The sequence below is a fragment of the Micromonospora tarapacensis genome (genome assembly GCF_019697375.1).
Lineage (GTDB): Bacteria > Actinomycetota > Actinomycetes > Mycobacteriales > Micromonosporaceae > Micromonospora > Micromonospora tarapacensis.
Genome location: NZ_JAHCDI010000004.1, coordinates 2,482,375 through 2,495,232, shown reverse-complemented (window position 1 = coordinate 2,495,232; position 12,858 = coordinate 2,482,375). Strand labels below are relative to the sequence as shown.

9 protein-coding genes are annotated in these 12,858 nt (G+C 71.1%); 8 read left to right on the top strand and 1 reads right to left on the bottom strand.

The annotated features are described in order from the left end of the window. Positions 1–38: 38 nt before the first annotated feature. The 7 genes from KIF24_RS17310 to KIF24_RS17280 all read left to right on the top strand — a co-directional run bounded on the left by KIF24_RS17310 (position 39) and on the right by KIF24_RS17280 (position 7,423). A complete protein-coding gene (locus tag KIF24_RS17310) occupies positions 39–686 on the top strand; it encodes an L-threonylcarbamoyladenylate synthase (protein WP_221084937.1) in 648 nt (215 codons plus the stop codon). 242 nt (positions 687–928) lie between these two features. After that, positions 929–1,561 carry a nucleotidyltransferase family protein gene (locus tag KIF24_RS17305; protein WP_221084936.1) on the top strand — a complete coding sequence of 211 codons (633 nt, stop codon included), beginning with the start codon at positions 929–931 and terminating at the stop codon, positions 1,559–1,561. Between the two features lie 149 nt (positions 1,562–1,710). Beyond that, positions 1,711–2,388, top strand: coding sequence for a hypothetical protein (locus KIF24_RS17300; protein ID WP_221084935.1), 678 nt, complete (start codon positions 1,711–1,713; stop codon positions 2,386–2,388). A gap of 277 nt (positions 2,389–2,665) precedes the next feature. Then, positions 2,666–3,460 (top strand): SCO2525 family SAM-dependent methyltransferase, encoded by a 795-nt coding sequence (locus KIF24_RS17295; RefSeq protein ID WP_221084934.1) that lies wholly within the window; start codon positions 2,666–2,668, stop codon positions 3,458–3,460. A 223-nt stretch (positions 3,461–3,683) separates the two neighbouring features. Next, positions 3,684–5,525: an SCO2524 family protein gene (locus tag KIF24_RS17290; RefSeq protein WP_221084933.1), complete on the top strand. Its 1,842-nt coding sequence runs from the start codon at positions 3,684–3,686 to the stop codon at positions 5,523–5,525. After that, positions 5,526–6,455 (top strand): SCO2523 family variant P-loop protein, encoded by a 930-nt coding sequence (locus KIF24_RS17285; protein WP_221084932.1) that lies wholly within the window; start codon positions 5,526–5,528, stop codon positions 6,453–6,455. Further along, complete coding sequence (locus KIF24_RS17280; RefSeq protein ID WP_230415700.1) at positions 6,455–7,423, top strand: SCO2522 family protein; 969 nt, start codon at positions 6,455–6,457, stop codon at positions 7,421–7,423. Before KIF24_RS17285 ends, KIF24_RS17280 begins: the two co-directional genes overlap by 1 nt. A gap of 6 nt (positions 7,424–7,429) precedes the next feature. Here the strand turns inward: KIF24_RS17280 and KIF24_RS17275 are convergent, their stop codons facing one another. Next, the gene (locus KIF24_RS17275) at positions 7,430–8,386 is read right to left on the bottom strand and encodes an SCO2521 family protein (protein WP_221084931.1); all 957 of its coding nucleotides are present in this window, start codon (positions 8,384–8,386) and stop codon (positions 7,430–7,432) included. Between the two features lie 216 nt (positions 8,387–8,602). Here KIF24_RS17275 and KIF24_RS17270 point away from each other — a divergent pair, with 216 nt between their 5' ends. Beyond that, the gene (locus KIF24_RS17270) at positions 8,603–12,820 is read left to right on the top strand and encodes a HEAT repeat domain-containing protein (protein ID WP_221084930.1); all 4,218 of its coding nucleotides are present in this window, start codon (positions 8,603–8,605) and stop codon (positions 12,818–12,820) included. The last annotated feature ends 38 nt before the right edge of the window (positions 12,821–12,858 follow it).

Genomic DNA, 12,858 nt, shown 5'->3' with positions numbered 1-12,858 from the left:
CAAGGTGACAGGATCGGGTGCGGCGTAATCTTCCGCCCATGGCGAGGTACTTCGACGTACACCCGGACAACCCGCAACCACGCAGCATCGGACAGGTGATCGACATCGTCCGCGCGGACGGGCTGATCGCCTACCCGACGGACTCCTGCTTCGCGTTGGGTGCCCGGCTGGGCAACAAGGACGGCATGGACCGGATCCGGGAGATCCGCCACCTCGACAGCGGGCACCACTTCACGCTGGTGTGCCGTGACTTCGCCCAGCTCGGCCAGTTCGTGCAGCTCGACAACGCGGTGTTCCGCGCGGTAAAGGCGGCCACCCCGGGCAGCTACACGTTCATCCTGCCGGCGACGAAGGAGGTGCCGCGCCGGCTGCTGCACCCACGCAAGAAGACCGTCGGCGTACGCATCCCCGCCCATCCGGTCACCCGCGCGCTCCTCGACGCGCTGGGTGAGCCGTTGCTGTCGAGCACGCTGCTGCTGCCCGGCGAGGACGAGGCGATGACCCAGGGCTGGGAGATCAAGGAGCGTCTCGACCACGCCGTCGACGCGGTGGTCGACGCGGGTGACTGCGGCATCGAACCGACCACGGTGGTCGACTTCTCCGACGGTGAGCCGGAGATCGTCCGGGTCGGCGCCGGTGACCCGGCCCGGTTCGCCCAGGACGGTGGTCCGACGGTCGGTCGGTGACCGGCAGCGCCGACCTGGCGAGGGGTGATCGGGTCGGCCGGGCGTCTGGAACGGCGCCAACCAACAGTGGCAACTCGTCCGGGTCGGCTGACGACCCGGCGATCGGCAATGCGCCCGCCCCGTCCGGGGCGGGCGCTCTCGGGCCGGGCCGCCGTCCGCCCCTGCCGCTTCGGCGGGCCGGTGTCGAGCCGGTTCGGCGAAGCGTCCGTCCTGGTGGATGCGGGCGATGTTAACGTGCGGCGATGCGGGCGGGCGGGGTGCGGACAACCGTCGCCGGGCTGGTGCTCGCGGCCGGCGCGGGCCGGCGGTACGGGTGTCCCAAGGCGCTGGTGGAACTCGACGGCCGGCTGCTCGTGGAACGGTCGGTGGTCACCGCCCGGGCCGGCGGGTGTCACCCGGTGGTGACGGTGCTCGGTGCGCAGGCCGGGGCGGTCCGGGATCGCGTCGACCTCGGTGGTGTGATGGTGCTCGACAATCCCGAGTGGGCCACCGGCATGGCCTCGTCGTTGCGGGCCGGCCTCGTCGCGCTGCGGGCGACCCGTTCGATCGCCGTCGTGGTGCTGCTGGTCGACATGCCCGGCGTCACCCCCGAGGCGGTACGCCGGCTGGTCGCGCTCGCCGCGCCGGACGCGTTGGCCATGGCGGGCTACGGCGGTGAGCGAGGCCACCCGGTGCTGCTCGGTCGGGTCCACTGGGACGGCGTCGTCGCCTCGGCCTCGGGTGACGTGGGTGCCCGCAGGTACCTGCACGAGCGGGCGGCGGACCTCCGGATCGTGCCCTGCGGCGATGTCGCCACCGGCGGCGACATCGACACCGAGGCCGATCGCGACCCGTTCCGCCGGGGCGGAGACCGGCGGGGCGGCGCCGGGCAGTGAGGCCCGAGGGCCGGCGCCCACCGCCCGGGCCGACCACCCATCTTTCGTGTGTTTCCGAGGAAAGTTCCCCGCGTGCGGGCAGAACTATCGACGCCGCGTGGCGGAACGGCTAATCTCCCAGCCAAGCAACCGTCGATGTGAGGGGTGCCATGTCCCGTCGAACCGGCAGGCCCTCCTACCTGCTGACCCCGTCGGCCGGCAAGGGACGGTCGAAGACCTGGATGCTCGCGGTCGCCGCCGCGGCGGTGCTGGTGGCGGCCCCGGCCGGTGGGCTGGTGGGGCACGCCGTGGGACGGCCGGGCCCGACCGAGGCGAGCATCGCGGCGCTGCAACAGGCCGACGTCGAGCGCGACGCGCAGCAGATCGTCGAGCTCACCGAGATGGCGCAGCGGACCGGGGAGGAGCTTTCGCCGATCATCCGCGCCGTCAAGCAGGACGCCGAGGCCGGACGCACTCCCGAGGCGACTCAGGTCAGCCAGTGGCAGCAGATCATGGGCCGGCTGACCGCCCAGTTCGCCGACCCGCCGTCGGGCATGACCGCCACCAACGTCGCCCGGGGCGGGCTGCGCAGCGCCGTGGAACAGGCGGCCGTCGCGGTGGACTCCGTCGCCCTGGCACTGGCCGGACCCGCCGCCGACCGCCCCGAGCAGCTGGCACTGGCGGCCCGGCAGGCGACCCTCGCGGTCACCACCTGGTCGGTGGCGGCGACCCAGCTCGACCAGATCAACATCGATGCGGGGCACGGCCATCGGCACGTGCACCTCGATGCCGGCGAGGTGGAGGGTGCCCTCACCCCGGACGGATCGACCGAGGGCTCCGGCGGGTGACCGTCGCGCCGCCACCCGACCCGTCCGCGTGCCTTGCCGGGTGCCGTGATCGGCAGCGGTCCGACCGGAGTTGACGCCGACCTCGCCACTTGCGAGTCGGCATCGCGACCGATGCATAATGGGCAATGGACTGAGCGCGTCGGAGGACGACCATGGTGAGCCCTTTTCAACCTCCCCTCGCGGTACGACGGACCGCAGGGTCGGACGGTGCGCAAGTGCCGCGCGGTTCAGGTTGAAAAGGGTTCAGTGACCTGCCGACCTCAGTGGAGGCACCTCCATGACATTGATTCCGGCGGCCGGCTCAGGTTGTAGCGGGCCACCGACCCCGCCGTCACGAGTCGATGCCGAGAGGCCGGCCAATTCCGAGGTCGAGTGGGACGGCTTCGACCCCTGGGCATACGTCCAGCACAACTACTCGGTGCTGCGTGAGGACGATCGCGAAATTCTCTGTCGGATCAGGGACTTTTTCGGTGGTGCGAGTGTTTCCGGCGCGCACTGTGTCGACGTGGGGTCGGGCGCAAACCTCTACCCGGCTTTGTCCCTTCTGCCATTCGCGCGAAGTATGGAACTGTGCGAATGGTCCACGGCCAATGTCGGCTGGCTGCGCACCCAGATCGAGAGCTACGACGCCTGCTGGGACGCGTACTGGCAGGTGTGTGCCGAGCATCCGGCCTACGCCACGCTCGCCGATCCGCGGCATCGCCTGGCGCGGGTGGGCCGCGTGTCGCAACTCAGCGTCTTCGACCTGCCCAGGCACGCCTGGGGTGCGGGCACGATGTTCTTCGTGGCGTGCTCGATCTCGGGTGACCGAACGGAGTCCGAGCACGCCATCGGCCGGTTCCTCGGAGCGCTGCGGCCCAGCTCGCCCTTTGCCGCGGCGTTCATGCTCGGCTCGCACGGTTACCGCGTCGGCCAGCACTGGTTCCCGGCCGTGGCCCTGCAACGGGCGGAGGTGTTGACGAGCATCGCGGCCGGCGCGTACGACGTGGACCTGCACGAGGTGCGGCCCACTCCGTCGCTGCGCGACGGTTACCTGGGCATGCTGCTGGTCACCGGCCGCAGCCGGGGCTGACGCGCTGTCCGGAACCGTTCACCGGGCCACGACCAGGAATGGTGCCGCGTCGCTCGGTGCCCGGTTCTCCGGCAACACAGGTCCACGCGGACGTTCAGGCGAAGCCCCGACAGGGATACGATGAGGGCGCACGTCACCGTGGATCATCGTGTGCCAGGCAACACCGGCAGTTCCGTTTCGACGACTTGAGCAGCTCGACGACGACAGTAGACGGCGGTGGACCATGCGGATACAGCCGCGCCAGGAGATCCTCGACATCTGGCGGGCCACGGTGCGCAGTTGCTGGCAGAACGGCGAATGGCACTGGGGCGGCCGGAGCGCGACGAATTCCATCAGCGACGCCGAGCAACTGTTGACCCTGCTGCTCCCGGCGACCAAGATTCCGATGCTGTCGCTGGACGACCCGGACGGCATCGACGAGGAGGTCATCGAGGCGCTCGGCGCCATGGGTGGCGCGATCGAGATCCCGCGCCGCCTGGTCGGCCTGATGTCCGACTACTTCACCCGGTACACCGACGAGGCCGGTGCACCGATCTTCGCCGGTGGCACCTATCTCACCCCGGTGGACGGCGGTCCGGATCTCACCGAGGAGCAGCGTTCCCTGGACATCGTCGACTCGTTCGCGGTGTCCGTCACACTCACCCTGGCGACGATCGGTTTCGTCAAGATCTACCGCGGCTCCACCCAGCGGCGCGACCTGCTGTCCCAGCTCGACGTGCTGGAGACGATGGCCAGCGTGCGGCTCACCGCGGCCATGGTCGGCCTGCTGCGCAGCTTCAGCACCTCCGTCTTCGCCTCGACCGACGAGTTCGGCGTCCGACTCTGCGACATGGTCAACCAGGACGAGCTGCCGCGCCGGGAGGTGGTGGCCGCACTACGCGAGCAGCTGCGGGACACGATGGCCAGCCTGCGCAGCGTCGTCATCGGCTCCGGTCGGGTGACGGAGGACCTGGACAACAGCGAGATGCTGTTCGAGTGCGGGTGGTCGTGGGGGACGATCGCCGACGCCGAGGAGGTCCCGACCACCGAGCCGATCGGCCCGCAGCGTGTGGGCTCGGCGGAGAACGCGCCCTACCTCTACTTCACGGTCATCGCGATGGACGCCATCGACGACCTGAACTCCGAGCGCACCCGCCTGCTCGGTCTGCTCAACGAGGAGCAGCAGCGGCTGTCCCGGGCCCTGCAACTGCGCTGGGAGCTGACCCGGACGTACTGGGCCACGGTGGCGACCTTCGCCAACCGGCGGCGCTGGCCCATCGAGGACATTCCCTGGCGGACCACCGACGGCGACCGGACCGACTACTACACCCTCCAGGCCACCTCGCTGGCGGTGAAGGGCCTGATCGCCGGCGGGCGGGGCGGCGACGAGGAGCTCGGCCGGATCGCCAGCGTCCTGGTGGAGCTGGCGCAGCGGGCACGGATCACCCGGCGGGCCTCGCCCGACGAGTCGGCGTTGGTCGTGCACGCACCGGGCAAGCAGGTGACGCTCAACGACGCCACGTCGAAGCCGATCATGACGTGGAACGTGAACGAGTTCTCCACGGTCCTGCTGCTGCGGGCCACCACCGTCGCCGGCCTGCTGAACAATGCCCGGCGGCGCAGCGAGCTGCTGGAGCTGGCCGACGAGGTCTGGGAGCACCTGCTGCTCCGTCGCATCCCGGACAGCCGGTACGCAGGACTGTGGGATCACGCCGGCGGCGCCTTCCCCGGGCTCGCGCCGCCGCCGGTGGCGCCCTCCTGGTACCTCACCGAGCGGGTGGTGCACGCGCTGGTCACCGCCGGTCAGCTGCTCTGGGAGCGCCCGTTCCCCCGGGCCGGCAGACTCGCCGCGTACGCGCAGGATCTCATCGACGAAGCCGAGTACCTCTTCGACCGGGAGTTGATGCGCGGCACGTTCGCCGGTGAGGCGATGCAGCGCAGCATGCGTAGCATCCGCGCCAGCCTGCGCCAGGCACAGTCGCTGGTGGACGACCGCCCGGGCACGGCCGCCGCCCTGGCCGGCACCCTGCTGCTGCTGCTCAACGACGTCACCACCGGCCAGCAGAAGGCCAGCGAGGGGATCTGAATGCTGGTCTTCGTCACCTCGCACAAGGGCGGCACCGGGCGGTCGGTGACCGCGGCGAACATGGCCTACCGCAGTGCGCTGGCCGGCCGCCCCACCTGCTATCTGGACTACGACTTCGGTTCGCCGACAGCCGGCATCACCTTCCACGTCCCGCAGGCGACCAACGGCGTCGAGGGCGCCGGGCCGAACGGTGGCGGTCTGCACCGATACCTGCGCGGTGAGATTCCGTCGCCGGAACAGTTGGACGTCTGGGCCACCTCGGAGCAGGTCAGCCTGCGCCAGCGGCCCACCCGGTCCGGCTCGCTGGTGCTGCTGCCCGGGCAGCGCAACGGCAGCGAATTCGGCTTCACCAACGACATCGGCCGGCGCTGTGCGGAACTCTTCCTCCGGCTGGAGGAGGAGTTCGACCTGACCCTGGTGGACCTCAGCGCCGGTCGTTCCTACGCCAGCCAGATCGCCCTGGCGGCCACCGCCACCCCGACCCTGCGTAAGGTGACCGTTCGCTGGCTGGTCTTCCACCGGTGGACCCCGCAACACGTGACGGCGGCCGCGGACCTGGCCTTCGAGGCCGGTGGGATCCTGGCCATGGGGAAGGAATACGGCCACGAACCGGACCGGCTGCGGGAGTCGCTCCGGTTCGTCCGGACGGCGGTGATCGACTCACGCGGCCCGGAGGTCGGCCACCTCGATCTGGCGCAGCAGGCATTCCTGCGCAAGTGTGACGCGGATCTGTCGGAGCTGGCCCGGAAGAAGGGCACCGGGCGCACCACGCTGCTCGGCACGGTGCCGCTGGACCCGATGCTGCAATGGCGCGAGCAGCTGATCTCGGACCACGACGTGCAGACCAAGATCGCCAACGCCAGGACGGTCGACGCCTTCGTGGACCTGACCGACAAGATATTCGACGAGACGGCATGGGAGACCGTGTGATGAGCGTGGATGTCAGGTTCCAGGAGGCAGCCGCGGTGCGTCGAACGGAGAGCGTGGCGTACTCGCACCTGTCGGTGGAGTTGGGGCACGTGTACGCGGAGGATTTCGGCGACGGGTGCCGGGATCTGCGGCGCAAGTTCGAGCGGATCGCGGACTGGGCCCAGGTGATACCGGCGCTGGCCCGTCGAGGGTTGCGCCCGCAGCGGCAACCCCGGATCAGCACCTGCTTCCTGGTGGACGACTACTTCCACCGGTTCGCCACTCCGCGCGAGATCATCCCGCAGGTGCAGCAGGCCGCGACGGAGCAGGGCCTGGTGTTGGACTACGTGGCCCGGGAGTCCAGCTTCGCCCGGCACGACGATGTCGAGCTGGCCCGGCTGGTGGTCGACACGTTGGTCGTGGAGCCGCCCCGGCACACCAACGGGAGCCGTCCGCCGCTGAGCGAGTCGGGCTGGTTGTCCAACGGCAAGCGCTCCCCGGGTCATGCCGACGCGCCGGCGATGACCCTGCCGGTGCCGTGGTCCCCGCCGTTGCAGTCCGGCGACGCCCCGCACTCCATCTTCGTCGACATCGAGTTGTGGTCCGACGAGCCGGAGCGTCGGGTGTGGGCCTGCGCGTTGCTCGCCTCGGTCTGGCAGATGACGCGGCTCGGGGTGCTGCGACACCGGGGGCAGACGGTCGCCCAACCCTACCGGCTGTCGCCCGACGAGCCGCTGCCCGACGACTGGGACCGGTTGCCGGCGATCGTCCAGCTGAATCCGGACGCCGCGCCGTTCTGTGGGTACCGCACGGTGACCCTGATGGACACCCGGTACCTCCCGGTCGAGCTGGCCGTGCGAACCATCCTCGGCCAGGTGGCGGTGCCGCCGGCGGTCGCGCGACAGGTCGCCAAGCGGGCCGGGAGCGAGGGCGTGGAGTTGCCCGACGAACTGGTCGACCGGCTGAGCTACGTGTTCATCGGCGAGTGAGGACGCTCAGCGCAGGCACGGCTGGTCGGCCGCCACCCGGCCGGCCAGGTCGCGGAGCAGGGCCATGTTGCCCACGGTGATCTGGTCCCGGATCCAGTTGACCGAGGACTGCCACTGCCGGCTGAAACCGGGCACCTGCTCCAGCCGGTCCCAGATCGGCCGCAGCCGCGGATCGACCCGTGCACCGGGCAGCCAGAGGTGCAACAGGTGCTCCAGCACCGGGCGCAGCCGCTCGATGTGCTCCTGGGTCGAGCCGGTCCGGGTCACCGCGGCCTCCACCAGGGCGGACAGCATGGTGAGCAGCCAGTCGTGCAGGGCGAGATCCTCACAGAGGCCGGCGACCGCGGCCGGCACGTCCTGCGGGCCGACCGTGAGCCGGACGGTGCGCAGCGTCGGGGAGTCCACGGCGACCACCGCGGTGCCGGCGTGGTCCGCTGTCTGGTCGACCTGCGCGGTCCACCGCAGCCGGGTGCGCGCCGCGCGCAGCGGCGGGCGGCGGTCCAGCAGGTCGGACATCTGCACGCTGTCGAGCACCCGGCCGGTGATCGCGTCCAGGTTGAGTACGTCGGCGGCGTTGCCGTAGAGGAAACCCGTGGCCAGATCCTCGGCGTCGAGCTTGCCGACGGTCTCCAGCATCCCGGAGTTGGCCAGGTAGTGCGACCACGGTCGGCGCCGCTCCCCGGCGACGACCTGGATGATCGAGGACGCCTGGACGATCCGGCCGCCCGTGATGACGCCCCGGGTGACCACCGCGCCCACTCCGCGCAGTTGGCGCTTTCGTGCGCTGGGCAGCCAGCAGTCCACCCCGGTGCGGACGTCGGGCGACACCGCGTAGAGCGACGGGCGTCGCGAGGTGAGGACGGCCTCGCCCTCCACCAGGCTGAGCACCTCGGAGCTCTGTTCCTGTGCCAGGGCCGTGCTGTGCTGTAGCAGGCTGGTGTGCACCTCGCCCACCGTGAGCATGGTTCCTCCGCATCGGCAGCACCGGGACGCCCGGCAGGCACGGGCCTGCGGTCGGTGACGGGGCCCGACGTCGTCCTGCGGCCATCATAGGCCCACCGGGTGCGGGGGGCAGAAATGCGGCTCCGGGACATCGGACGTTCACGAGGGCGGATGGATGTGAAGGCGGCTGATATTTTGAAGAATGCGGTCGCCAGCCACCCCTGGAGTTTGCCGTCCATGAAGGTCTACATTTCGGCCACCCAAAAGGACCTGCTCGAATATCGCGCGGCCGTGCACGCCGCGGCGCGGCGCCTGGAGATCGAGGACGTCGCCATGGAGGCCTACGGCGCCGACGTCCGCCCGCCCCTGGAACGCTGCCTGGCGGACGTCCGCCGGTGCGATCTCTATGTGGGGGTCTTCGCCTGGCGATACGGCTACCGGCCGCCCGGCCAGGAGTCCTCCATCACCGAGCTGGAGTACCGCGAGGCGCTGGCGGCCGGTAAGCCCTGTCTGATCTTCCTGCTCGCCGACGACACGCCGTGGCCGGTGGACATGGTCGACCGCAACGGCGACTGGCAGCAGGTGGTCGCGTTGCGGCAGGAGCTGAAGGAGCGCCACCTGTGCGCCTTCTTCTCCAGCGTGGACGACCTGGCGGCCAAGGTCACGGCGGCGCTGGCCGACGTGCGGAGCGGCCGGTCCCCGGCGCGCGAGCCCGCCGACCCGGGCACCCACCTGCCGGAGGCGGTACGCAGCCAGTACCACAAGCAGCTGCGACTGAGGTACCAGGCCGTACCGTTGGACGCGGTCTCGCCACGGCCCACCATCGGGTACCTGACGGTCGGCCTGTCCAACGTGTTCGTCGAACCGCGGGTCCACGAGGACGCCCGGCCCGAGATGCCGCTGGCCTGGTGGCGCTGGGCGGGTTCCAGTCCGGACGGTGACGCCGGCGGGCTGCCCGGTGTGGTGGACCCGCGCGAGGTGGAGCGGCTGTGGGAGGAGTACGCGGCCAAGGAGGCGTCGGCGCTGTTCGACGTGGTCTGCGACCCGGCCAGGCGGGCGATCGTGCTGCTCGGCGACCCCGGCTCCGGCAAGTCGGCGACCGCACGATACCTCGCGCTGACGTTGGCCGGGGTCTGCGACGAGCCGCGGCTGGCGGCACTGGACCGGTACCTTCCCGTCCTGGTCGAGCTTCGCTCCTACGCCGCGCATCGCGGTGACGGTCGGTGCGACGGGCTGCTGGACTACGTCGGGCACCGGCACCAGCAGGGGCTCGCCGGGATCGACCGGGACGTGCTGGAGGCGTACCTGCGCCAGGGCGGCCAGGCGTTGTTCCTCTTCGACGGCCTGGACGAGGTGTTCGACCCGGCACAGCGGGAGGAGATGGCCGCGCAGATCGCCACCTTCGCCAACGAGTACCCGGGGGTGCGCACGGTGGTCACCTCGCGGGCGGCCGGCTACCTGCGGCACACCTTCGCCAACGCCGGCTTCGACCACTTCACCCTGGAGGATCTCGACGACGAGCGGATCGAACGGTTTCTCGGCAACTGGTACCGCTACGTGATGCCGACCCCGTCGGCCGAGGCGGACCGGCAGCGGCGCCAGATCCTCGACGTGGTGCGCAGTTCCCGTGCCATGCACGAGATCGCCGGAAACCCGTTGCTGCTGATGCTCATGGCGATCGTCGGCCGGGATCGCCCGTTGCCACGCAATCGGCGCCGGCTCTATGCGCACGTCACCGACGTGCTGATCTCCGAATGGGACGTGACCAAGCAGCTGCGGGAAAGCCACGGCGACGTGCCGCCGCTGGATCCGCAGGCGAAACTGCGGCTCCTGCGCCACCTGGCGTTCTGGATGCAGTGTCGGGAGTCCGGCCCGGCCGGAAATTACATTGAATCGGATGATCTGTCGCGCATCTTCCGGGATCACCTGGTGGAGTTCTACGGTTTCGAGAACGAGCGGGCGCATGCCATGGCCTACTCGATGATCGACAGATTGCGTCAACGGAGTTTTCTCCTGGAACGGTACGGCCTGCGGCTGTTCGGGTTCGTGCATCGCACCTTCCTGGAATTCTTCTGCGCCGAGGAGATCGTGGACAGGTTCGAGCATGATCCGGACGCCTGGGGGCTCGACCAGTTGCGTGCGCTGTTCCGCGAGCACTGGGCCGACCCATCCTGGCGGGAGGTGCTGCGGCTGGTCGCCGGCGCACTGCCCGCCGACGCCGCCGACGATCTGGTCGTCCTGCTCGCCACCGAGGTCAACCAACCCTGGCCGCCGCTGAGCCTGACCAGCCCGCCGTGGAGCCTCGTACTGGCCGCGCAGTGCGTCGCGGAGGCGCCCCAACCGGCCGGGCTGACGAATGCCGGTGAGGCGGTGTTGCGCCAGGTCGTACTGCTGATCGAGCACGGCATCTCCACCGACGACCCGAACCTCGTCGAGGTCACCGAGCAGGAGTTGTTCTCCTCGATCCGGGCGCTCGGATCGCAGTGGCCCGGCCGGGCCGCCTTTCTGCACTGGTACCGCCGCCGCGGGGTACGCACCAGCTGGCGCACCGGCTCCACGTTCGCCACCCGGGCCGCCGCGGTGCTGTCCACCGCCGAGGAGCAGGTGGAGGAGTTGCTGGTCCGGGAACTGGGGCAGGGCCGCGAGCGGCAGGCGCGGATCGCGCTGGTCGCCGGCCTGGGCGAGGCGGCCGGCCGGTTGGACGCCACCAGCCACGGCCGCCGATACTGCCACGATCTGTTGCTCGCCCAAGCGGGGGCGGAGGGTTCGACCGCGGTGCGGCAGGCAGCGGTACGTGCGCTGGTCGCCAACTACGGCACCGGCCCCGACCTCATCGGCGTGCTACCCGAACTTTCCGGCTCACCCGACCCGGCGGTGCGCGCCCTCGCCGTGCAGTCCCTCGGTGCGCGGGCCGACCTGACCGAGGACGTCCGCCGGCTGCTGTTGACGCGAGCCACCGAGGACCGGGACACCGGCGTACGGCGGGCGGCCGTGGCGGTGCTGGCCGAGCGCTGCGCCGACCTGTCGGGTGTCCCTGAGGGCCTGCAGCGGCTGTTGGCCACCGACAGCGACCCGGGGGTGGTGCAGTGCGCGCTGGGCCGCCTCCTGGCGCTACCCGAGCACGCCGAGGCGGCCCGTGGCCGTGCGCTCTCGCGGATAACCGGCGACACCAACGACGAGGTACGGCGCTGCCTGGTGACCGAGCTGCTCCCCGGGCAGCCGCTCGCGGAGGGCACCGAACTGCTGCTCAAACTGGCCGGCTCGGACACCTCCGCACTGGTCCGTGCGGTCGCCGTGCAGCGGCTGGCGCTGGTGAGCGATTCGCACGGGCGTTGCCTGGACCGGCTGGTGGACCGGGTCGAGCAGGACGAGGACGCCTCGGTGCGGGCCGCGGCGGTGACCGCGCTGACCGACCGGTACCGCATGGACGACGCCGGATGGGCGGTGGCGGCGCGCGCGGCGCGCGTCGACGGGGACGCCACGGTCCGGCTGGCCGCGGTGCGTGCGCTGGCCGAGGCGTATCCGGATCACCGCACCGGCGAGTTGCTGCTGGAGCGCGCCCGCCAGGACCCGACCGCCGGTGTCCGGCTCGCCGCGGTCGACCTGCTCACCGGCCGACCGCTGCTCGGTCATGCCACCCGCGACCTGCTCATCAGCCGGGCATCCCGGGAGCGGGACCCGATCGTCCGGCTGCGGGTCACCCGCAGTCTGGCCTGCCTCGCCGACCCGCTGGACGTGCAGGTGGGGGAGTGCCTGGCCGAGCAGGTCCGCCGCGATCCGGATCCGAACGTGCTGCGCGCGGCGGCGCAGGCGCTGGCCCGAGACGGCGGCTCCGGCCCACTGGTGGAGACGCTGTCGCGCCGGGCCCGCCGGGACAGCTACGCCGGCATCCGGCTGGCCGCCGTGCAGACCCTCTGCGCGTACGGGAGTCCCGACGTGGTGACGGACGTGCTGTTGGAGTGCATCGAGTCGGACACCGACCCGGCGGCCTTCGACGCGGCGGTGCGGTGTCTGACCGGGCGGACGTCGACGTCCATGGCGGTCACACTGCGGCTGATGCGCCGGTTGGCCGATCAGGACCCGGCGATCCGGGCCCGGATCGCCGCCGCGCTCGGCGAGCACTTCGCCGGCGACCCGGAGGTGCGGGTGCTGCTGGTCGGGCTGGTTCGCGACGATCCGGACCTGGAGGTCCGGCGTCGGGCCGTGGAGCAGCTCGCGGCCACCCTGGCCGGCCGGGCGGAGGTACGGGAGCTGCTGATGCGACTGGTGGACGACGAGGACTGGGAGATCCGCCGGACGGCGCTGCTCGCGTTGGCCCGCCACTACGGTGGCGACTCGCGGACCCGACCGATTCTCGTCCGGCTGGCCCGCCAGGAGGACGACGCGACGGTACGAGGGCTGGCCGGGCAACTGCTGGCGACGCTGCCGGGTACCACTCCCGACGACTTTCCGTGACCCGCCACGGCGCCGGCAGTCGCCGGCTCCGGTCGGTC